2 protein-coding genes (1 of these 2 cut by a window edge) are annotated in these 25,774 nt (G+C 68.5%); both read right to left on the reverse strand.

Annotated elements, in window-relative coordinates:
• Window positions 1-7,369, reverse strand: partial view of a non-ribosomal peptide synthase/polyketide synthase gene (locus AB0N05_RS03500; protein WP_364687037.1) — the 5' portion only. The gene continues 18,185 nt to the left of window position 1, outside the view; only the first 7,369 of its 25,554 coding nucleotides appear in the window; its start codon is at window positions 7,367-7,369; its stop codon lies beyond the left edge, outside the window.
• Entirely contained in the window at window positions 7,369-25,293 is a 17,925-nt protein-coding gene (locus AB0N05_RS03505; RefSeq protein WP_364687039.1) for a non-ribosomal peptide synthase/polyketide synthase, read from the reverse strand. The genes AB0N05_RS03500 and AB0N05_RS03505 overlap by 1 nt, the downstream gene beginning before the upstream one ends.
• Window positions 25,294-25,774 lie beyond the last annotated feature (481 nt).

Here is a 25,774-nt window from a genome sequence, read left to right on the forward strand (position 1 = left end):
CGCCCGAGGTGAGTACGCACACCGGATGCGCTGTGCCCAGCACATATTCGGTGCGCTCGCGCGGATGATCGGGGTCCAGGGGCAGATACGCGCCACCGGCCGTGATCACGGCGTACATGCCGACGACCAGGTCCAGTGACCGTCGCATGCCGAGCCCGACCAGGGTGCCCGGTCCGACGCCCAGGGTCACCAGGTGGCGGGCCAGCCGGTGCACGCATCCGGCGAATTCGCTGTAGGACAGCGTGATTCCCTCGAACTCGAGGGCGGTCAGCCGCGGGGCGCGCTCGGCCTGCGCCCGGAACAATGCGGCCAGGGTGGCCTCGGCGGGCATGGGGTGCGCGGTGTCGTTCCACTGTTCGAGGACGGTGCCGCGTTCGGCCGCGCCGAGCAGGTCGATATCGCCGATCGGGGCGGTCGGGTCGGCGGCGACGGCGCGCAGCAGGCGCACGAAGCGGGCGGTGATCGACTGCGCGGTGCTCGCGTCGAAGAGTTCGGCCGCATACCGCAGGCTGCCGTCGAGGCGGCCACCCTGTTCGGTGATCACCAGTTGCAAATCGAATTTGGCTGTCGCATCGTCGATTTCGATCGGCGTCACGGTCAGCCGGGAGAGCCTCAGCTCGGTGTCTTCGATGCGGTCCGCACCGAAGCTGAGCATGACCTGGAACAGCGGATGCGCACCGGTGGAGCGGTCCTTGACTCGGTCGTCGACGAGCCGTTCGAACGGCAGATCGGCATTGGCGAAGGCGGCCAGATCGGTATCGCGGACCCGGGTGAGCACCTCGGTGAAGGAGGCAGCCGGGTCGATAACCGTGCGCAGCGTGAGGGTATTGACGAACATGCCGATGAGGTCATCGAGTTCACGTTCCCCGCGCCCGCCCACGGGTGTGCCGATGGCGATATCGCCGGTGCCGGTCAGCCGAGCCAAGGTGGCGGCGAAGGCGGCGTGCACGGTCATGAAAAGGGTCGCGCCCTGTTGCCGCGCGAGTTCCCGCAGACGAGTGAGGAGGAAGGCGTCCACCTCGAAATCGACTGTCCTCGCGGTGTTCAGCGGCTGCGCGGAACGCGGCCGATCCACGGGCAGCGGCAATTGCGCGGGCAGTCCGGAGAGGGTGTCCCGCCAGAACTCCAGTTGCTGATGTGCGAGATCACCAGGCGTCAGATCCGAGCCGAGCAGCGCGCGCTGCCACAGGCTGTAATCGGCGTATTGCACGGGCAGCGGTGCCCAGTCGGGTTCCGCGCCCGCGAGGCGAGCGTCGTAGGCCCGCATCAGGTCTCGCACCAGCGGCGGCATGGACAGCGCATCCGCGCTGATGTGGTGCACGACCACCACGAGCACGTATTCGTCGGAGTTCAGGGGTGCGTCCGCGCCGCGATCCACCAGGAGCAGCGCGATGCGGGACGGAAGTTCCCGGGTGACGTCGAAGCTCGCCTCCGCGATGGCGGTGACGGCGGTGGTCACCTCGTGGGCCTCCACCGGCACCGGGGTGAGGCTCAAACCGACATCGACCGGATCGAGAATGCGCTGGTACGGACCGAATTCGGTATCCGGGAAGTAGGTGCGCAGGGATTCGTGGCGGGCCAGCACATCGAGGGTGGCCTGCTCCAGCGCGGCCACATCCAGGCGGCCGTTCAGGCGCAGCACCAGCGGGAGGTTGTAGAGGCTGGGCCCGTCCTGGTCGTTCTCCAGGCGATTGAGGAACCAGAGACGCTGCTGCGCGGAGGATAGCGGCACGCGATCGGTGCGCGGCTGGGGCACGAGTGCGGGGCGCAGGGTGGTGACACCGGCCAGTTCGCCGATGGCGGCGGCGAAGCCCGCCACGGTCCCGGCGTCGAACAGGGCGCGGACCGGAATCCGCACGCCGAGTTCGGCTCCGGCGCGGGCGGTCACCTGAGTGGCATACAGCGAGCTGCCGCCGAGGGCGAAGAAGTCGTCGTCGAGGCCGATCCGGTCCAGGCCCAGCACCTCGCCGAAGACCCGCGCCACCAGGCGCTGAGTGGCGTCGACCGGGGCCCGGAAGGCCTTGGCGGCCAGCACCGGAACGGGCAGGGCGGTGCGATCCAGCTTGGCGCTGGTGCCGAGCGGGAATTCGGCGAGTTCGACAATCGTGGTGGGCACCATGTACCCGGGGAGCAGACCGATCAGCAAGGCACGTAGTCGGTCCGGATCGAGATCCCTTCCGGCCGTGCGGATCACATATCCGGCCAGGTAGTCGCCGGTCTCGGCGGCAATCAGCCGCACCGCGGCCTGGGCCACCTCGGGCGCGGTCAGCAGCGCGGTCTCGATCTCGGCGAGCTCGATGCGCTGACCGCGAAACTTGATCTGGAAGTCGATGCGGCCCAGGTAGACCAGTTCGCCATCCCGGGTCCACTGCACCAGATCGCCGGTGCGGTACATGCGCTGACCGGGCAAGCCCGGGGAGGCGGGGCGGAACGGGTTGGCCACGAAGCGATCCGAGGTGAGATCGACGCGGCCGTGGTAGCCGCGCGCCAGCTGCACACCGGCCAGGTAGAGCTCGCCGGGCACGCCGATGGGCGCGGGACGCAGGCGCGAATCCAGGACATAGACCTGGGTGTTCCACTCCGGCTCACCCATGGGCACCGGGTGCGGCTCATCGCCCGCCTCGCGGTAGGTGACGGTAATGGCGGCCTCGGTGGGGCCGTACAGATTGTGCAGGTCGGCACCGCAGACCGCGCGGAAGGCGGCCACGGTCTCGGCCGGAAAGGCCTCACCGGCGACGAAAACCGTACGCAGCGAATCGAGTTCACCCGGCTCGGCATGCGCGGCGAAGACAGACAACATGGACGGCACGAAGTCCGTCAGCGTGACACCGTGCTCCGCCACGATCTCCGCGAGATAGCGGGCATCACGGTGGCCATCCGGGCTGGCCAGCACCATGGTCGCGCCAGTCCGCAGCGGCAGAAAATAGCCCCACAGCGAGACATCGAAGGTGCTCGGAGTCTTCTGGAGGTAGACATCCTTGCGGCCGATCGCGTATTCGGCCTGCATCCACGCCATTTGATGGGCGATGGCGCGATGGCTCACGGCGACACCCTTGGGCTTACCGGTGGAGCCGGACGTGAACAGCACATAGGCCGGGTGCTCGGGATGCAGGGTCGCGAGCCGAACGCGGTCGCTGATCTTGGCATCGGAATACGCCGACAGATCCACCTCATCCATGCGCACGAGCGGTGCGGCGGCGGTCTCGAAGCCGTCGACCGCGGTGGTGAGAACCAGCTTCGGCCGCGCGGTATCCAGGACATTGGCAATGCGGTCGGCGGGGTGGCTCGGATCGACGGGCACGTACGCGCCGCCCGCACGCAGCACCGCGTACATGGCGACAACCAGGTCCACGGAACGGGAGATAGCCAGCACAACAAGGGATTCCGGTCCCACACCGGACTCGATCAGCAGGCGGGCCAGGCGGTTCGCGCGATCGGAGAGTTCGGCATAGGTGAGCGTGACATCCCCGGAGATCAGAGCGGGGGCGGCCGGGGTCCGCTGCGCCTGGGCGTCGAACCCGGCATGCAAGTAGACATCCGCGACCTTGTGGCCGGTGGCATTCCAGCTGTCCACGACATAGTCGAGTTCACCGGCGTCGAGAAGTTCGATATCGCCGACGGGGCGATCGGCATCCGCGGTGGCGGCGGTCAGCAGGCGCAGGAACTTGGCCGCGAACTCCTGCACCGTGGCGGCGTCGAAAAGATCGGTGGCATAGGTGAATTCGGCGCGATAGGCGGACTCACGGGTGGAGACGGTGAGATTCAGGTCGAACTTGGCGAAACTGGTCTCGAAGTCGACCAGCTCGGTGTCCAGGCCGGGCAGCACCGGGGTGGCGACACCCAGATCCTGCATGAACAGCGCCACCTGGAACAGCGGATGCCGATTCCGCGCACGCGCCGGATTCAACACCTCGACCAGGCGCTCGAACGGCACATCCCGATGCGCGAAGGCCCGCAGATCACGTTCCCGCGCATGCCCCACCAACTCGGCGAAGGACGCTGCACCCCGTACCTCGGTGCGCAGCACCAGGGTATTGACGAACATGCCTATGAGCGCATCCAATTCGCGCTCACCACGACCCGCGACCGGCGTGCCGATAGCGATATCGGAGGTTCCCGACAACCGGGCCACCAACGCGGCCAGCGCGGCATGCAACACCATGAACGGCGTCGCCTTGCACCGAGCCGCGACCGCGTCGATCGCGGCCCGCAGCCCGGAATTGATATCGAACTCCACGGTGGCACCGCGGTAGCTCGAGGTCAGCGGCCGCAGGCGATCCGCGGGCAAGTCCAGCTGCGCGGGCAGTTCAGCGAGTTCACTGGTCCAGAAGGCGATCTGGCGGGCAGCCATGGACTCGGGATCGGACTCATCGCCCATCAACTCCCGCTGCCACAGCGCGTAATCGGCGTACTGCACGGCCAGCGGTGCCCACTCCGGCCCAGTACCTCTCCGCCGCGCGGCATACGCGGCGACCAGATCGCTCATGAGCGGTCCGAGCGACACCCCATCGGCCGCAATATGATGCACGACCAGCACCAGCGCGTGGTCATTCGTCCCCACGCGCAGCAGCCGGAACCGCAGCGGCACCTGCTCGGCCACATCGAACCCGCGCCCGGCCTCCGCGCGCACGGTCCTGGCCAGCGCGTCGGCGGCGATATCGACCGGCGTCAGTACAAGCTCCGGCCCTCGTACACCGCCAGGCTCGGTCGTTCCGGCGAGCCTGTGGGCAGCATCTTCGGAACCCGGCTGTGCACCGTGGATCCCGGCCGGGTGCACGACCAGATGGCCGGTAGATGCGGTATCGGTGGCCACCACAGTTGGCCGCGCAATGCCGAGTTCTGTTGCGGCGCATATCATCTGCACCGGCCCGTCGGCGGTCTCGGGGTAGTAGGTGCGGAGAACCTCGTGGCGATCGATCAGGTCCGCGATGGCAGCGGTCAGGGCGACGGTGTCGAGTTCGCCGCGCAGGCGGAGTGCGACCACCACGTTATCCACTGCGGCGGCGTCGAAATCGCCGGTAGCAGCGGCAGATTCGCCGGTGGCGGTGCCGGATTCGGTGTGCGCAAAGCGGTTGAGGAACCACATGCGCTGCTGGGCGGGCGATAGCGGCACCCGGTCGGGGCGGGGCCCCGGCACCAATGCGGGGCGAGCGAGCGGACCATCGGTGCGGGTGATGGCGGTCGCGCCGCGCACCGAACCGTCACCGGAATCGGACAATGCCGCGAGGGCCGCGACGGTCGGACGGTCGAAGAAGTCGCGCACGTCGAGGGTGATGTGCAGGGCGTCCGCGACGCGGGCGATCACCCGGGTGGCGATGAGCGAGTTGCCGCCGAGGGCGAAGAAGTCGTCGTCCGCGCCGACCCGGTCGAGGCCGAGCAGGTCGGCGAAGACGGCGGCGACGGACTGTTCGGCGACGGTTTCCGGGGCACGGTATTCGGTGGTGGTGTCGACGAATTCGGGTTCGGGGAGGGCGCGGCGGTCGAGCTTTCCATTGGCATTGACCGGCATTTCGGGCAACACCATGAGCAGTGACGGGACCATGTACTCGGGGAGGTGGGTGCGGGCCTCCGCCAGGACTGCGGCGGTGTCGAGCGCGGCGTCCGCTGCTGCCACCACATAGCCGACCAGGTGATCTCCACTGGCTTGCCGGTGCAGCAGCACGGCCGACTGCGCCACGGCAGCGTGCCGCAGCAGAGCGGATTCGACCTCGCCGAGTTCGATGCGCAGGCCGCGCAGCTTCACCTGGAAGTCGCTGCGGCCCAGGTATTCCAGTTCGGCCGGGCCGCCGTCGGCGGGCATCCAGCGCACCAGGTCGCCGGTGCGGTACATGCGATCGCCGGGTGCGCCTTCGGGATTGGCGACGAAGCGGTCGGCGGTGAGCCCGGGGCGGACCACATAGCCGCGGGCCAGCTGCACGCCCGCCAGGTACAGCTCGCCGACCACGCCGGGCGGGACGGGACGCAGGTCGTCGTCGAGCACCAGGAGATCGGTGTCATCGGCGGCAGAGCCGATCGGGACCATGTCCAGGTCCTCGGCGGTGACCTCGTGCGCGGTCACGTCGACGGCGGCCTCGGTGGGGCCGTACAGGTTGTGCAGGGTCGCGCCGCTGACATTGCGGAATCCGGCCGCGGTGGCGGCGGGCAGTGCCTCACCGGAGGCGAAAACGGTGCGGAGCGAACCGGATACGCCGATCCCGCCACGCTCGAGGTCGGCGTCGGCCTCGGCGACGAAGACCGACAGCATCGAAGGCACGAAATGTGCGACGGTGACGTCGTATTCGGCGATGGTGCGCAGCAGGTAGGCCGGGTCGCGGTGCCCCTCGGGTTCCGCGATGACCAGCTGTGCGCCGATCTGCAAGGGCCAGAAGAACTCCCACACCGACACGTCGAAGGTGAACGGCGTCTTCTGCAAGACCACATCGGCGGTGTTCAGCCGGTAGAGCCGCTGACGCCAGCGCAGGTTGGCGACGATGGCGCGATGCGAGACCGCGACGCCCTTGGGGCGGCCGGTGGAGCCGGAGGTGAAGATGACGTAGGCGATATTGTCCGCGAGCAGTTGCGGCACATCGGGATCCGAGGCGGGTGAGATTCCGGCGGCGACCGAACCGACGGAATCGACCTTGTCGCGCTCGAATTCGTCGATGCGCAGCACCGGCACGGCGGCGTCGAATTCGGGCTGATCGGCGATGGTGGTGAGCACCAGGGCGGGTGCGGCGGTCTCCAGCACATAGGAGATGCGCTCGGCCGGGTGATCCGGGTCGATCGGCACGTACGCGCCGCCCGCCTTGAGAATCGCGTACATGCCGACGAGCAGTTCGAACGAGCGCCGCACGGCCAGGCCGACCAGCACATCCGGGCCGACCCCGGAATCCAGCAGCCTGCGCGCGAGAGCATTGGCGCGCGAATCGAATTCGGCGTAGGTCAGGCTGGCCGCGCCGAAGCGCAGCGCCACCGCGTTCGGGGTCCGCCGCACCTGCTCCTCGAACAGGGTGACCAGGGTTTCGACCGGCGCGAGGCCCGGGGTGAGCACGCCGGAGGCCGCGTCGACGGCATCGTCGAGCAGGCCCTCCAGGACCGCGGCGAGCGCGCCCTCTTCCCCGTCCATCAGGCCCGGCACCTGTCCGGACACGACAACCTGCACCAGGGCGTCGGGTTCCAGTGCGCCGGACATCATTTCACCGAGCGCGCCCACTTCAGTGGCAAGCGTGGCGTAGGTGACCGTGCTGTCGCCGTGCCGCAGCGCAATGCGCTCCGGTTCCAGCATGGCAACGGTTTCTATCAAACTCGGGAGGTCCGCAATGCCATAAGCACCACGCAGCACCGCGTGATTGCCATTGCGGCTGAGGGCGACCGACTCTGCTTGGGACATCAGAGGCTTCCTTCCGACGTGCTTTCCGAGCGAAGGACCAGGCTGTGCGCGGCCTCGGTGAGGGAGCGCAGCGCCTGTGTGAGACCACCCGCGCCGAGGGCGGCCAGAATGCCGGGCACCAGTCCGGCGAGTGCGACATTCACCAGGGCTTCAGGTTTGGCCGCCGCGCCCATGGCTCGGGCGACGACGGCGACCTTGGCATTGAGGTCGCGATAGGTGACGGTGTGCTCGCCGTGAGCGAGTGCCACCGTGTCGGGGGCGATCGCGGCGGCGGCCGCGACCAGGGCGGGCAGGTCCGCCGGATTCACCGGCGGGACCGAATCCAGCTTCGGCGCAGTGTTTTTCGACGCCGAGCCATTGTTCCGGCCACGGGCTCGCTCGGCATCCGTGCGAATGTCGATGGACCGGATGGCCACCGCCGGATCCTCGGCGACGGTCCGCAGCACCCGCAGCAGCCGATCCGCGAACAGCCGGACGGTCCCGGCGTCGAAGATGTCGGTGGCATAGGTGAGCTGCATGCGCAGCCCGGTGACCCGGCCGCGGTCGTCGTAGCGCTCCACGCCGGTCAGTTGCAGATCGAACTTGGCCTCGGACAGTTCGGGTTCCAGAGCCTCGACCGACAGTCCCGGCAGTTCGATCCGATCCACCGCCATGTTCTGGAAGGCCAACATGACCTGGAACAACGGCGTGTACGAGTTGGTGCGCGGTCGGCCGATGGCCTCCACCACACGTTCGAACGGGACATCGGCGTGCGCCAGTGCGGCCAGATCGCGATCACGCACCTGCCGCAGCAGATCCCCGAAGGCGGCCTTGGCGTCCACCTCGGTGCGCAGCACCACGGTATTGACGAACATGCCGATCAGGTCGTCCAGCGCCCGATCCCCGCGACCCGCCACCGGCACGCCGATGGCGATATCGCGCAGGCCCGAGAGCTTGGACAGCAGCACCGCGAAGGCGCTGTGCACCACACCGAACAGGGTCGTGCCGTGCTCGCGGGCGACACCCGAGAGCAGCGCGGTGAGTTCGGTGCCGACCTCGAAATTCAGTGCGGCACCGACCATATCGCGGCGAGTTGGGCGCGGCCGGTCGGTAGGCAGCGGCAATTGCTCAGGCACACCGGCCAATTCGCCGCGCCAGAAAGACAGCTGACGAGAGAGCAAGCTCTCCGGATCGCTGTCCGAGCCGAGCACCGTGCGCTGCCAGGCGCCGAAGTCGCCGTACTGGATTTCGAGGGGCGTCCAGACGGGAGCCCGCCCCCCGGCCCGGCTGGTGTAGGCAATCACCAGGTCGCGGGTCATGGGTGTGATCGAGTACCCGTCGGAACTGATGTGATGCAGCACCACGACCAGTACGTGCTCGGTTTCGGTGAGGCGCAAGAGCAGCGTCCGCACCGGCGGCGCGGCGGTCACGTCGAAGCCGCGACCGGCGAAATCAGCCATGCGCGAATCGAGTTCAGCGACCGGCACCGCGACCGGGGTGAGGTCGAGGACCATCTCGTCCACGGTCAGCACCTGCTGCACGGCCTCGCCGTCGAGCTCCGGGTAGCGGGTCCGCAGGATCTCGTGACGCTCGACCAGATCACGCAGGGCGGCGGTGAGCGCGGGCAGATCCAGCGCACCGGTGAGGCGGAGGGCGGCGGGCACGTTGTACGCCGCCGAATCCGGCTGGAACCGGTTGAGCACCCACATGCGCTGCTGGGCCAGGGACAGTGGCGCGGGCCCGGCCTCGATGCGGCGGGTCGGCGCGGTTCGCACTTCTCCCGACTCGGCCTCGGCCAGTCGTTCGGCCAGCGCGCCCACGGTCGGCGCATCGAACACCGCGGCCACCGGCACCCGGATACCGAGGTCCGCGCCGAGGCGGGCGGCGAGCCTGGTCGCCATGAGCGAATTACCGCCCAGGGCAAAGAAATCCGTGTCCACGCCGACACTCTCGGCGGCGTCGCCGATCAGGCCCACGACCTCGGCGAAGGCCGAAGCCACCGCCCGCTCGATCCGGGTCACCGGGGCGCGATGGCCAGCCGCGATGAACTCCGGCTCGGGCAGCCGGGCACGATCCACCTTGCCATTGGCATTGAGCGGCAACGCATTCAGCACGACGAGTGCCGACGGAACCATGTACTTGGGCAGATCGACCGCGAGTGCGGTGCGCAGTTCGGTCGCGATCTCGTCGTACCGGTCCGGATCCGCGTCCGGCATCGCCACGTAGGCAACCAGGCGAGCACCGGCATTGCTGTCGGTGCGGGCCACGGCGACCGCCGCCGCGATATCGGCCCGGCGGCGCAGGGCCGTCTCGACCTCACCGAGCTCGATGCGGAAGCCGCCGATCTTCACCTGGAAGTCCGCGCGGTCCAGGTACTCCAGGGTGCCGTCCATCCGCCAGCGCACAATGTCACCCGTGCGGTACATGCGCCCGTCTCCACCCGAGGCCACCCGATGGAACGGGTCGGCAATGAACCGGTCGGCAGTCAGCGCGGCGCGGCCGTGGTACCCGCGAGCCAGCTGAGCGCCCGCCAGGTACAGCTCGCCCGATACTCCGACCGGGACCGGCTGCAGTCGCGCATCGAGCACATAGACCCGGCTGTTCCACGCCGGAGCACCGATCGACACCGTCAGTTCGGGCTGCTTGCGCACCTCGTACGCGGTGATCGACACCGCCGTCTCGGTGGGGCCGTACAGGTTGTACAGCGTTGCGCCACCGCTCTTTTCGAGGAACTCCGCGGCCGTCGCGGCCGGGAGCGCCTCACCGATGGCGAGCACCGCGCGCACCGAGGCGGGCAGCGGCCCGGCGGTGAGCAACATGCCGAGCAGTGAGGGCACCGGATGCAGCACGGTGACGCCGTGGGTGTCCATGAGCGCGCGCAGGCGATCGGGATCCCGCTCGTCGCCGGGCGCGGTCACCACCAGGCTGCCGCCCGTGGTGAGCGGCGACCAGAATTCCCACACCGACAGGTCGAAGGTGGCGGGCGTCTTGAGCAGCGCCCGATCCCCCGCGCCCAGCGCGAATGTGGCGCGCAGCCACTGCAATTGGTTGGCAATGGCGGAGTGCGGGATGGCCACACCCTTGGGCGTGCCGGTGGAGCCGGAGGTGAAGATCAGATAGGCGGGATTGTGCTCACGCAACGGGCGCACCCGCTCCGCATCCACGATCGGCGCATCCGAGTACTCGGATAGATCGACCAGGTCCACCTCGTGCACCGGCAGTTCGGTATCGAAGGGGACCCCGTCGATCGACGTGGTGAGCACGCATACCGGCCACGCCGTATCCGCGATGTACGCGATCCGCTCGGCCGGATGGTCCGGGTCGATCGGCACATACGCGCCACCCGCCTTGACCACCGCGTACATGGCGATCACCAGGTCGATGGAACGGCGCATGGCCAGGGCCACCGTGCTCTCCGGGCCGACGCCATCGGCGATCAGCCGCCGCGCCAACCGGTTCACCCGGGCATCGAATTCGGCATAGGTGAGCGAGGTTCCGCCATCGGCCGACAGCAGCGCCACCGCGTGCGGGGTATTCGCGACCTGACTGTCCACCAGGTCCACCACAGTGACGGACGCGACCGGGTGCGCGGTGTCGTTCCACTCGCGCAGCACCCGCTGCCGCAGTTCCCGGCCGAGCAGGTCGATGGCACCGACCCGGATATCGGGCTGGGCGGCAATGATTTCCAGCACCCGCCGCAGCGCATCCGCGAATCGCGCCGCGCTCGCGCCGGTGAAGAGATCGGTGGCATAACCGAGCGTGATGTCCATGCCCGCCGCAACGCCGCTGTCGTCGTAGTTGTCCACGGCGAACAGGTGCAGATCGAATTGCGCCACATCGCTGTCGAATTCGACCTCGGCGACCTCCAGGCCGGGCAGCCGCAGGGTGGCCCGGTCGTGGTTCTGGAAGGAAAAGCCCACTTGGAACAGCGGATGCCGCGCGGTGGAGCGCACCGGGTTCAGCACCTCCACGAGGCGCTCGAAAGGTACGTCGGCGTGGGCGAAGGCAGCGATATCAGCGGTCCGCACCCGAGCCAGCAACTGATCGAACGGTTCGGCCGCGTCGATCCGCGTGCGCAGCGCGAGGGTATTGACGAACATGCCGATCATGTCGTCGAGAGCGGCCTCACCGCGCCCCGCGATGGGTGTGCCGACCGCGATATCGCCGGTGCCGGACAGGCGGGCCAGCAGCGTGGCGAAAGCGGCGTGCACCACCATGAACAGGGTCGCGCCGTGACGGCGACCCACATCGGCGAGCCGGGCATGCAGTTCGGCATCGACGGGGAAGTCGATTCGCTTGCCGAGCATGCTCTGCCGGGCCGGACGGGGGAAGTCGGCGGGCAGGTCCAGCTGATCGGGCAGTCCGGCGAGAGTGTCCCGCCAGTACCCGATCTGCTGGGAGACAACCGATTCGGCATCCTCCTCGGACCCGAGCAGAGTGCGCTGCCAGAGCGCGTAATCGGCATACTGCGCCGCCATGGGTGCCCAGGCCGGAGCCGAGCCATCGAGCCGGGCACCGTAAGCGTGCATCAGGTCGCGCACGAACGGCACCACGGATGAGCCGTCGGCCGCAATATGGTGCAGCGCACCGGCGAACACGTATTCGCGGGACACGGCATCGGTGATGCGGAACAGTTCCAAACGGACCGGAACATCGGTGGTGACGTCGAAACTTGTGCCCGCCAGCGCCAGAATGCGCTGCGGCAGTGCGGCTTCGGTGATGTCGATCGGGTGCAGCGGCTGCGCGGCCTTTTCTGCGGGCAGGATCACCTGCACCGGACCCGACTCCGTCTCCGGATAGACGGTGCGCAGCGTCTCGTGCCGTCCGATCACATCGGCCATGGCCGCTTGCAGCGCAGCCACATCCAACGTTCCCGACAGGCGCAGGGCCAGGGGAATCGTGTACGCCGTGGAGGCATTGTCGAAGCGGTTCAGGAACCACATGCGCTGCTGTGCGGGCGACAGCGGCAGCTGCTCCGGGCGCGCACCGGCGGTGAGCGCGGGCCGGGCCGCGGGCAGCAGGCCAGCACCGATCCGGGCCGCCAGATCGCTGACCCGCGAGGCCTCGAACAGCGCCCGCACGCCGATGGTCGCGCCGAGCACGCCGCCGATCCGGGCGACCGCCTTGGCCGCCAGCAGCGAACTGCCACCGAGGGCGAAGAAGTCATCGTCCGAGCCGACCCGGTCCAGACCGAGCAGTTCGGCGAACACACCGGCCACGATCTCCTCGGCGAAGGTGGCGGGCCGCCGGTACGCGGTGGTCTCGAAGACCGGCGCGGGCAGCGCCTTGCGATCCAGTTTCCCGTTGACGGTCAACGGGATTCGGTCGATCACCACGATCGCGGCGGGCACCATGTGCTCGGGCAGCCGCTGCGCCAGATCCTGGCGCAGCACGGCGGTATCGAGGGGCCCGTCGGCGGCCACCACGTAACCGACGATCCGGTCCTCCTCAGTGACGTCATCGCGGCGCACGGCGACGGCGGCCTGCCGCACACCGGGTTCCTCCAGCAGCGACTGCTCGATCTCGCCGAGCTCGACACGGAAGCCGCGCAGGTTCACCTGTTGATCGGCGCGTCCGATGTACTCCAGCTCCCCGTCGGCATTCCAGCGCGCCAGGTCACCGGAGCGGTAGGCCAGCGCACCGGCCGGACCGTACGGGTCGGCCACGAAACGCGAGGCGGTGAGCGCGGGCCGCGCGAAGTAGCCGCGCGCCAGCTGTCCACCGGACACGTAGATCTCACCGGGTACGCCGACCGGCACCGGCCGCAGCCGCGAATCCAGCAGGCGCAGGCTCAATCCCGCCAGCGCGCCGCCGATATTGCTGGCCGGACCGTGATCCGGTCCGATCGGCCGATAGGAGGAGTGCACCGTGGTCTCGGTGATCCCGTACATATTCACCAGCACCGGCATGGCCGGGCGGTGCGCGAACCAGCTGCGCAGCCGATTCGGTTCCAGGGCTTCGCCACCGAAGATGACGTAGCGCAGCGCCAGGTCCGGCTGGAGCTCCAGGTCGGCATTGATCAGCTGATAGAAGGCGGACGGCGTCTGATTGAGCACCGTGACCTTCTCCGCGGCAAGCAATTCCAGGAACTGCTGCGGCGACCGCGAGGTGAAGTAGTCGACCATGAGGAGGGTGCCGCCGTAGAGCAGCGCACCCCACAGCTCCCACACCGAGAAGTCGAAGGCGTAGGAGTGGAACATGGTCCACACATCGGACGGGCCGAAGCCGTATTCGCTCTCGGTATTGTCCAGCAGCCGAATCACATTGTGATGCGGCATCATCACGCCCTTGGGGCGGCCGGTGGAGCCGGACGTGTAGATGACGTAGGCCTTATTGTCCGGGCGCAACGGCGAGCGACGATCCGCATCGGTCACCGGGTCGGCCGAATAACCGCTCAGGTCAACCACATCCAGGTCGATGACCGGTCCGCCGAACCAGCCCGAGGGCAGATTCGCGGCGGCATTGGTGATGGCGCACACCGGGCGCGCGTCATCCACCACGTACTCGATGCGATCCGACGGGTAATTGGGGTCGATGGGCAGATAGCCGCCACCGGATTTGACCACGGCCAGCAGCGCGACCACGACCTCCTCATTGCGTGGAAGCGACACGGCCACCAGTGATTCCGGTCCGACACCGGCCGCGATGAGACGGCGGGCCAGTCGATTGGTGCGAGCATCGAGTTCGGCGTAGGTGAGGGTGACGCTCCCCGACCGCACCGCGATCGCCTGCGGGTCGATGAGCGCTGCCGCCGCGAAACGATCCGCGATGGTGACGAATTCGGCGATGTCCTCGCCGCGCACCGGCCACTCATGGAGCGCGAGCTGCTGCTCCTCGGCGCTCAGTAGCTGAATATCGCCGACCGCGACCGTATGGTCCGCGGCCACCGCCGCCAGCACCTGCTCGAATCGACGAGCCAGCACCGCAATGCTGTCTGCATCGAAAAGGTCGGCGGCATAGGTGATCTCGACGTCGATGCCACCGGCGCGGCCGTCGGCATCCCGAGCCTCGGTGACGGTGAACTGGAGATCGAACTTGGCCACGCCCGCGTCGATCTGCTCCGGGCGCACATGCAGCCCCGGCAGTTCCACCGCGGGCAGCGGGAAGTTCTGGAAGGTCAGCGCCACCTGGAACAGCGGATGCCGGTTCTGCGCGCGGGCCGGGGCAAGCGCCTCGACCAGTCGCTCGAACGGCACATCCGCGTGCGACAGGGCCTCGATGTCATTCGTGCGCACCGACTCCAGCACGGTGTCGAACCCGGCGCGCGGGTCGACCTCGGTGCGCAGCACCAAGGTATTCACGAACATGCCGACCAGGCCGTCCAGGGCCTGCTCGCCGCGACCGGCGACCGGGGTGCCGATCGCGATATCGGAGGTCCCCGACAAGCGGGCCAGCAGCACCGCGAGGGCCGCGTGCACCGCGCTGAACAGGGTGGTGTCCTGCTTGCTCGCCAGCTCCGCGAGCCCGCTGTGCAGATGCGAATCGATGGTGACCCGATGCGTGCCGCCGCGCTGCGAGGACACCGCCGGGCGCGGGCGATCCGCGGGCAGTTCCAGCTGCTCGGGCAGGCCCGCGAGCCGGGTACGCCAGTAGTCCAGCTGGCGGCGCGATTCCGACTCCGGATCGGTATCGGACCCGAGCACTTCCTCCTGCCACACCGTGTAATCGGCGTACTGCACCGGCAGCGGCTCCCAGCCGGGAGCCCGGCCGCCGCTGCGCGCGGTGTACGCGGTCATCAGATCGGTGGCGAGCGGGCCGAGCGAATAGCCGTCGGCGCTGATGTGGTGCAGGACCAGGGTCAGCACGTGTTCGGTGGCCGTCAGCGTGAACAGTGCTGCGCGCAGCGGGGTTTCGACGGTCAGGTCGAAGGCCCGGGTGGCCGCGGCGAGCAGGCGCGCATCGAGCGCGGACGCTTCGATCGCCTCGACCTCGAGCACGAGGGCATGCCCCGCCGCGGGCAGAATGACCTGCTCGGGGCCGTCGGGACCATCCGGGTAGACGGTGCGCAGCGTTTCGTGACGCTCCACCAGATCACCGAGGGCGGCCCTCATGGCCGGTGCGTCGAGCTCACCGTCGAGGTGGATGACGAGCGGGATATTGTCCACGGCCGCACCGGGACCGGCGGTCTCCTCGGTGGACCAATAGCGGTTCAGGAACCACATGCGGCGCTGGGCATGCGCCAGCGGCAGCCGCCCCGGGCGGGGACGCGTGGTCAGCGCGGGGCGCGCGCCCGCACCCGCCGACTGCTGCGCCCGCGCGGCCAAGGCCGACACCGTGCGTGCCTCGAACAGTGCGCGCACCGGAATCTCGCAGTCGAGCGCGACACCGATGCGGGCGGCCGCCCGGGCCGCCAGCAGCGAGCTGCCACCGAGAGCGAAGAAGTCGTCGTCCACGCCGACCCGCTCCAGGCCGAGCAGTTCGGCATAGACCTCGGCGACCGCGCGTTCGGCCGGAGTGACCGGCGCACGGTAGGCCGCGGCCTCGTATGTCGGTGCGGGCAGGGCGGCGCGGTCCAGTTTGCCGTTGACGGTCAAGGGGATTCGATCGATCAGCACGATCGCCGAAGGCACCATGTGCTCGGGCAGTCGCTGCGCCAGAGCCTGCCGCAGGGCGGCGGTGTCGACGTGCGCGGCATCCGAAGCCTCGGACGGCACGACGTATCCGACAATGCGATCCTCGTTCACGATCTCGTCGTGCCGGACCACCACGGCGGCCTCACGCACGCCGGACTCCGCCAGCAGCGCGGCCTCGATCTCGCCGAGCTCGACGCGGAAGCCGCGCAGATTCACCTGGAGGTCGGCGCGGCCGAGGTATTCCAGGTCCCCCGTGCGAGTCCAGCGCGCCAGGTCGCCGGTGCGGTAGGCGAGGGATCCGGCCGGACCGTACGGGTCGGCCACGAAGCGGCTCGCGGACAGAGCGGGCCGGTCCAGATAGCCGCGGGCGAGTTGCCCACCGGAGACATAGATTTCGCCGGGCGCGCCGACCGGCACGGGCCGAAGACGCGAATCCAGTACGCGCACAGCCAGACCCGGCAGCGCACCACCGATCACACTGGCCGAGCCGGTGTCCGGAGTAATGGGCCGGTACGACACGTGCACCGTGGTCTCGGTGATGCCGTACATGTTCACCAGCGCCGGACCCTGCGGGTGCCGGGCGAACCAGTCGCGCAGGCGCTGCGGCTCCAGCGCCTCGCCACCGAAGATCACGTAGCGGAGCGCGAGATCCTCGGCGTCCCTTCCTCGATCGGCGGCGATCAGCTGATAGAAGGCCGACGGCGTCTGGTTGAGCACCGTGACCCGTTCCGCGGCGAGCAGTTCCCGGAACTGTTGTGGCGAACGGGAAGTGAAGTAATCGACTACCACGACGCTGCCGCCGTACAGCAGCGCGCCCCACAGCTCCCACACCGAGAAGTCGAAGGCGTAGGAGTGGAACATGGTCCACACATCCGACGGCCCGAAACCGAAGTGACGCTGCGTATTGTCCAGCAGCCGAACCACATTCCGGTGCGGGATCAGCACGCCCTTGGGGCGGCCGGTCGAGCCCGAGGTGTAGATGACGTACGCGGTGTGCGCGGGGTCGAGCGGCGCGCGCCGATCCCGATCGGCAATCGGGGTCGAGGCGTAGCCCGCCAGATCCACGGTGTCGAGGTCGATGACGGTGCCACCGAACCATCCGGCGGGCAGCTTCGCGCCGCCGCTCGTGAGCGCACACACGGGACGGGCATCGCCCAGCACATACTCGATGCGATCGGCCGGGTAGTTGGGGTCGATGGGCAGGTAACCGCCACCGGACTTCAGTACCGCCAGCAAGGCGACAACCAGGTCCGCCGTACGCGGAAGCGCCACGGCCACCAGCGATTCCGGTCCGACCCCGGCCGCGATCAGGCGGCGGGCCAAACGGTTGGCGCGGGCATCGAGCTCGCCGTAGGTCAGCGTGGTCGCACCGGAGCGCACCGCGACGGCCGCCGGATCCAGTGCGGCGGCCACAGCGAAACGTCGTGCGATGGAATCGTCTTCGGCAATATCCGCGCCGGTGATCGACCATTCGTGGAGCACCCGGTGCCGCTCTTCGGCCCCGAGCACCTCGATATCGTCGATCGTGATCGCGCTGTCGGCGGTCACGGCGGCGAGGATCCGTTCGAAGCGCTGTGCCAGAGCCGCAATGGTCTCCGCATCGAAAAGGTCGGTGGCATAGGTGAATACGGCGTCGAGATCGGCGGGCGCACCCGTCGGATCCTGAAGCTCCGTCATCGACAGCTGGAGATCGAACTTGGCGGTGTGGGTGTCGATTTCCAAGCGGGACACCTGAAGACCGTCGAGCACGAGTTCGGTGCGGGCATTGTTCTGGAAGTCCAGCACCACCTGGAACAGCGGGTGCAGGCCCGGCGAACGCACCGGGTTCAGCGCCTCCACCAGGCGCTCGAACGGCACATCGGCCTGTCCGAAGGCCCGCAGATCGCGGTCGCGCACCTCCCCCACCAGCTCGGTGAAGGCCTGTCGCGGTGTGACCTCGGTGCGCAGCGCCAGAGTATTGACGAACATCCCGACCAGTCCGTCGAGAGCCTGCTCACCACGCCCGGCCACCGGGGTGCCGATCGAAATATCCGACTGCCCCGAGAGTTTGGCCAGCAGCGTGGCGAGCGCGGCGTGCACCACCATGAACAGCGAGGCGTGGCACTGCTCGGCGATCTCCCACAGCCGCCGGTGCGTCGCCGCGTCGATGGTGAAACCGTGCCGAGCCCCGCGGCCCGACACCGTGGCGGGCCGCGGACGATCGGCGGGCAAGGCGAGCTCCGGAGCCAGACCCGCGAGTTCCCGGCTCCAGAATCCGATCTGCCGGGCCAGCAATGATTCCGCATCGTCCGCGCTACCGAGCAGCTCCCGCTGCCACAGCGTGTAGTCCGCGTACTGCACCGGCAGCGCGGTCCACTCCGGGGCGGTCCCGGCGCGCCGCGCGGCATAGGCGGTCATGACGTCGCGAGTCAGCGGCGCGATGGACCAGCCGTCGGCGGCAATGTGATGCACCGAAACGACGAGGACATGCTCATCGGCCATGCGCAGCAGCGTCAAGCGGAAAGGCACTTCCTCGCCGACATCGAAAGGCCGTGCGGCCAGGGCACGTACGCGGTCGTCGAGGCCGGACGGTTCGACGTCCTCCACGGTGAGCGCGGGCGCGGCAATATCCAGGACCTGCTGGCGTCCGATGCCGTCCACCGCCGGATACACGGTGCGCAGGGTTTCGTGGCGCTGGACCACATCGCCGATCGCCGCCGCGAGGGCCGCCTCGTCGAGCGGTCCGCGCAGCCGGAGGGCGTCGACCAGATTGTCGGCCACCGACGTGGTGTCGAACCGGTTGAGGAACCACATGCGCTGTTGCGCGTAGGACAGCGGAACCAATTCGGGACGATCACCCGGCCGCAGGGCCGGGCGGGATTCGGCCGCGCTCCGGCGCAGGCGTTCGGCCAGCCCGGCGACGGTCGGATGTTCGAAGAGGGTGCGCACCGGGACATCGGCGTGCAGCACCGCGGCCAGTCGCGCCGAAATCCGAGTAGCCACCAGCGAATTGCCGCCGAGGGCGAAGAAGTCGTCGTCCAGGCCGATCCGGTCGGCTCCCAGCACCTCCGCGAAAACCTCCGCGACCGCGCGCTCGGCGCGGGTGACGGGGGCGCGGAAGGCACGGGCGCGCAGCTCCGGTTCGGGCAGCGCCTTGCGATCCAGCTTGCCGGAGGCGGTGAGCGGCATGGCGTCCACGCGCACATACGCGGTGGGCACCATGTAGGACGGCAGCGCGGCGCGCAGGCGTTCGCCGAGAATCTCGGTGAGCTCGTCCTCGGCCAGCTCGGTGACCACATAGGCCACCAGCAGCTCGCCGGTGCGGTGCTTGCGCACGTTCACCGCGGCGGCGCGCACGTCCGGGGCCGCGACCAAGGCCGCCTCGATCTCGCCCAGTTCGATCCGCTGTCCGCGCAACTTCACCTGGAAGTCGCTGCGGCCCAGGTATTCCAGATCGCCGCCACGGGTGCGGCGGACCAGGTCGCCGGTGCGATACATGCGGGTACCGGCCGGTCCGTACGGATTGGCGATAAAGCGCTCCGCCGACAGATCGGTGCGACCGTGATACCCGCGCGCCACCTGCACGCCCGACAGGTACAACTCGCCGATCACATTGTCGGGCACCGGCCGCAGCCGCTCATCGAGCACGAACACGGTGCTGCCGTGCACCGCCCGGCCGATCGGCACCGGCCCGGAACCGGCCGCATCGACGGGTGCATAGGTGGCATGGACCGTGAACTCGGTCGGACCGTAGAGATTGTGCAGCGCGGCATCGCTCACCGTGGCGAAGACCGCGGCGGTCTCACTCGACATGGCCTCACCAGCCACCAGAACCGTACGCAGCGAGGCGATTTCCTCCCGTCGCACCGCACCCGCGAACACCGTGAGCATGGACGGCACGAACGAGGTCATGGTGACCCCGTACAGCGCGATGGTCTCGGCCAGATAGGCGGCATCGCGGTGCCCGTCATGCTCGGCGACGACGACGCGACCGCCCCGGCACAGCGCGGCGAAAAGCTCCCACACCGACACGTCGAAGGTGGCGGGCGTCTTGAAGAGCACCACATCCTCGGACCCGATGCCGTATTCCTCGGAGATCCAGGCGATCTGATTGGCCACCGAAGCGTGCTGCACGGCAACGCCCTTGGGGCGGCCGGTGGAGCCGGACGTGAAGATCACATAGGCCAGCCCGGAGGGCAGCAGCGGGCCGCGCCGTTCGTCGTCGGTGACCGGATCGTCTGAGAAGCCGGACAATTCGGCGGTATCGACCGCGAGTACGCGAGTTCCGGCGACGGCGTCGGCGGGCCAGCCATCGGCGGAAGTCGTCAAAATACATACCGGCTGGGCGGTTTCAATTACCTGCCGCAAACGAGCAACCGGCTGATCCGGATCCACCGGGACGAACGCACCACCCGCGGTGAGCACGGCATACACGGACAGAACGAACTCCGCCGAGCGCCGCATGCCCAGCACCACCAGCGTCTCGGGGCCCACACCCAGCGAAACGAGCTGCCGGGCAAGCCGGTTGACCTGCGCGGACATCTCGCCGTAGGTGAGCATCCACGGACCGTCGATGAGCGCGACCGCACCGGGAGTACGCAGCGCCTGCGCCTGGAAGGCCGCGAGCACGGTATCGCCGCCCGCGATGGCCGGGGCCACACCGGATTCGAGCACGCGAGCGCGCTCCGCGGAATCGAGCAGCGGCAGCTCCGAAACAATAGTTTGCGGAGCCGCCACTACAACGTCGAGCAAACGCACAAACCAGCGTGCGTAGTCAGAGATGGTGGCGTGTTCGAATAGATCCGTAGCGAAGTTGAACTCCGCTTGGATCCCCGCCGGTGCCGGACCTTCCCCGGGACCGGCACCGGCGAAGCTTTCGGTGACCGCGATCGAAAGGTCGAACTTGGTCACTCCGGGGTCCAGCGTACCCGCCGTGGCAAGCAATCCGGGCAGTTCGACACCGACATTCCCCGCACCGGTGAACGAGAACATCACCTGGAACACCGGATGACGGGCCTGCGAGCGCGCCGGATTCACTACCTCGACGAGTTGCTCGAACGGCGCGTCGGCATGCGCGAAGGCGGCAAGATCGACTTCCCGCACCTGCGCCAGCAAACTCTCGAACGGCAACCGGGCATCCACCCGCGTGCGCAAGGGCAGCGTATTGACGAACATGCCGATCAGATCGTCCAATTCGCGCACGCCGCGCCCGCCGACCGGCGTGCCGATGACCACATCGTCGGCACCGGACAAACGGGTCAGCAACACCGCCAGCGCGGTATGCATCCACATGAAGGTCGAAACCCCATGGGCACGAGCGGCTTCGGCGGTCCGCGCGTGCAGGTCCGCGGACAACTCGACGACCTGGGTCCCGCCCCGCCCGCTCGCGATCGCCGGACGCGGCCGATCCGAGGGCAGATCCAATTGCTCCGGCGCGCCGAATAGCGCATCGGTCCAGAACTCCAGCTGCCGGGTCAGCAGCGAATCCGGGTCCTCCGCCGAACCCAGCCGTTCCCGTTGCCACAGCGCATAATCCGCATACTGCAAAGCCAGCGGAGCCCAACCGGGCGCGCGGCCCTCACGCCGCGCCGCATACGCGTCGCTCAATTCGCGGGCCAGCACCGGCAGCGACAACCCGTCCGCGCCGATGTGATGCAGCACCACGGCCAGCGCGAACTCGTTCTCGGCGAGCGCGAACAATCGCGCCCGGAAGGGCAGCTCGCGCTCGAGGTCGAAACCGGTGGCGGCGAATCCGCGCAGCTCCGCATCGAGGCGCTCGACCGATACCGGCTCGATGGGCAGTTCTGGCCCTGCCGCAGAGGACATTTCAGACACTTCGGTCACGCGGTCGGCACCCGGGGACCGGGCATCGGCCAGCGTGCCCAGCAACCGATCCAGCGGTACCACGCGCTGGCACGCCGCGCCCTCGGCGGTCTGCGGGAAGACGGTGCGCAGCACCTCGTGACGATTCAGCACATCCAGCAGCGCCGCGTGCAGCGCCGCAACCTCCACCGGTCCACTCAGACGCAGCACGAAGGGCATGTTGTAGTCGGCGCCGGAACGCTCGAAACGATTCAGGAACCAGATGCGCTGCTGCGCGGGCGAGAGCGGCACCACCTCCGGGCGCACCCGCGGGCGCAGCTCCGGACCTGCCTCGGCATTCTCGTCCACAAAGCGGTTGTCGATGAGCTCGGCCAATTCGGCAACGGTGGTGGCGGCGAACAGCTCCCGCACGCCCAACCGGCACCCCAGCTCCGCACCCAGCCGCGCCGCCACCTGGGTGGCGATCAGGCTATTGCCGCCGAGCGCGAAGAAGTCGTCATCCAGGCCCAGCCGATCGCGCTCGAGCACCTCGCCGAACACGCGCGCCACGGTCCGCTGCACCGGTGAGACGGGTTCCCGGTATTCGACCGTCCGGCGTTCCGGCGCGGGCAGCGCGGTCCGGTCCAATTTGCCGGAAGCATTGACCGGCAACGCCTCCAACAGCACATACGCCGCAGGCACCATGTAGGCGGGCAGCGCGGCAGCGGCGGCGGCACGCAACGCGGCGGTCTCCACCGTGCCCGGCGCATCCGCCACCACGTAAGCGACAAGCTGCTCATCCCGCACCACGACCACGGCCTGCCGCACGGCATCCACCGCGACCAGCGCCGACTCGATCTCACCCAGCTCGATGCGCAAACCGCGCAGCTTCACCTGGAAATCGGTGCGCTCCAGATAGATCAATTCCCCCTGGGCGGTCCAACGGACCAGATCGCCCGTGCGGTACATCGATTCACCGGCCCGCCCGTGCCCCTCCGCACCCGCGAACGGATCGGCCACGAACCGCTCCGCCGTCAGATCCGGGCACGCCACGTAGCCCCGGGCGAGCTGTACCCCCGACAGATACAGCTCACCCGGAGTCCCTACGGGAACCGGCCGTAAACGTGAATCAAGCACGTACAGCCGGGTATTGAACACCGGCGCGCCGATCGGCACGATCTCGGTGTCCAAGTCTGTGACCTCGTGGAACGTAACGTCCACGGCGGCCTCGGTGGGACCGTACAGGTTGTGCAGCCGGGCACCGGTGAGCGCGCGCAAACGCTGCGCGGTCGATGCGGGCAGCGCCTCACCGGAGGCGAACACCAGGCGCAGCGTCGGCCCGGTGAAACCCTGACCGAGTCCGCAATTCGCCCCGGCCCCGACCTCGTCCCGATCCGCCGCGGCGGCAAGCTCGGCCACGAACACCGAGAGCATGGACGGCACGAAGTGCGCGACCGTAATACCCTCGCGGGCAATCAGATCGGCCAGATACGCCGGATCGCGATGCCCGTCCGGCTTCGCCAGCACCAGGGCCGCGCCGATCTGCAAGGGCCAGAAGAACTCCCATACCGACACGTCGAAGGTCGCCGGAGTCTTCTGCAGCACAACGTCTTCAACGGTGAGGCCGTACTGGTCCTGCATCCACGCCAGGCGATTGACAATGGCCGCGTGGCTAACCGCCACACCCTTCGGACGGCCGGTCGAGCCGGACGTGAAGATCACGTACGCGGTATTCGAAGGCCGCAGCGGCGCAAGGCGTTCCGCCTCCTCGATCGGCCCGTCGGGGTAGTCATCCAGGTCGATCTCGTCCAGGTTCAACATCGGCGCGCCGAGCTCGAGCGCGGGCCGATCCGCGGTCGTGGTCAGCACCACCGCCGGGTTCGCCGTGCCCACGATGTGCTCGATGCGCTCGGCCGGATGATCCGGATCCAGCGGCACGTATGCCGCCCCCGCCGCGTGCACCGCGTAGATCGCGATCACCAGTTCAGGCGACCGCCGCAGGTGCAGAGCGACCAAGGACTCCGGTCCGACGCCGGTCGAAATCAGGTGCCGGGCAAGGCGGTTCACATGTTCGGCAAGCTCGCCATAGCCGATCGTGGCCTCCGGCTCATCCGCGTAGCGCACCGCCACCGCGTCCGGAGTGCGCGCCGCCTGCGCCGCGAACAGCGAGGGCAGCGTGGCCGCATAATCCACGGGGTGCGCGGTGTCGTTCCAGATCCGCAGGCTCACCTCGCGCTCCAGCTCGGTGATCACCGGCACCGCCGACAGCGGTGTGGCCGGATCGAGCTCCAGCAGCCGCTCCAGCAGTCCGGTGAAACGCGCGTGATGCCTGGCGATCTCGTCCGGGCTGTACAGATTCGGATTCGCCTCCAACTCCAGCAGCACCTGATCGCTGTCGCCGGGGTACAGCTGCAAGCTCAAATCCTCGACCGGGCCGCTGGTCAGCACGTGGTACCGCGCGGTCGCCTCGGCCATCGGGAAGCTGAGATCGAAAAGCATGATGTTGGCCATCGGCCCGAACAGCGCCCGCCGCGTCTGTTGACCCTCGCGGTCGGCGTCCCGGCGAATGTCCTCGGCCCGATAGCGCTGATGCCGCACCGCACCGGACAATCCCGCCCGGCTCGCGGCCAGTAGATCACCCCAGGTGGCGTCCGCCGGCACCGGAATCCGCAGCGGAACGATATTCGACAGCATGCCCGCCGAACGCCGCGCGAGATCCGTGGTGCGCGCCGTCACCGGCAGGCTGAGCACCACATCATCGCGGTCGGTCAGCCGGGCCAGATAGGCGGCGAAGGCCGCCACCAACACCGCCGACACCTTCGAACCATGCTCGGCGGCAAAGGCGTTCACGCGATCGAACACCCGCCGCGGCAACGGCCGCCCGAAGCGCAGATTGGCGGCGGCAGGTCCGGCCGTACGCCGCTCGAGCGTGGTGGGCTCCATACCGCGCACCTGCTCGGCCCAGTACTCGCGATCCCGCACGAAGTCCGCGCTCTCGCGGTACTCCCGCTCGGCCTCGACCAGCGTCCGCATACCGGCCGGATCGATCGACGACGGTGCGGTGCCATTCATCCGGGCGTTGTACCGCTCGGCGATGCGCATGGTGACAATGAGCGCGCCGAACCCGTCGAGCAGCAGATGGTGGCAGCGCAGGTACCAGAAGTAGCGGCGGTCGGCGACCCGCAGCAGCGCCCCGCCGAAGAGCCGGTCGGCCAGCAGGTCCACCGGGGCGGTGAAGTCGGCGCGCATCCAGTCGTGCGCGGCGGCGATCGGATCGGCGGCCTCACGCAGGTCGATGAGCGGAATGCTCACCGGCAGTCGCGGATCCACCATCTGGCGGGGCTCGCCGTCCACCTCGAGCACCCGCACCATGATGGATTCGGTTTCCCGGAATGCCTCCAGGTGCGCCTGCTCCAGCACGGTGTGATCGAGTTCGCCTCGCACATCCAGGTATTCGGCGACATTGCTCGGCACCTCCGGCTCGAGCAGCTGGGCGTACCAGAGGCCGAGTTGCCCCGGTGTGAGCGGAAACGGTTGTCCCGGGCCGTGATCGCTGCCCGAACCGCTGAACCCCAACTCCGTACCGTGCACCAGGAGCCTCCCTCGTTATGGCGAATTGCTATCCCGCCGAACGTGTGAGGGCATCACGAAATAGGCCTGCGCAGGCCGATGAGTATCGGCCGCCAGGCCACGGAAAACCGTACTGCCCACGGTGATTCGACGAATGCGCGACGCCGGGCTGCGACGTCCTGCGCGTGATCTGACTAGTGCTCGAACCGGGCGGAACCCCCGTCAGGTCCGTCCGGGATGCGGCTGCCTCCGGGTCATCCGCATCGGATTGTCCTGTTGCCGATCTCCTCCAACTTCACCGCTGGCGCTGCCGTGAAAAGTGCTGTCTTGACACTTGCCACGAAACCTCGCCGTGTCGCCTGCGTCACATGGATGCCGTCCATGCATTGAGGACAGTAGGCCTTTACGCAATAAAACGGAACTTTTTCCCCAAAAAAAGTTGGACGAGCGTCTAGTTGGTTCGCAAGATCGCGCATCGAGCGCGAAGAATGTGGGAACGCCC

Origin of the sequence: Nocardia sp. NPDC051030, from assembly GCF_040683015.1 — a bacterium.
Taxonomy (GTDB): domain Bacteria; phylum Actinomycetota; class Actinomycetes; order Mycobacteriales; family Mycobacteriaceae; genus Nocardia.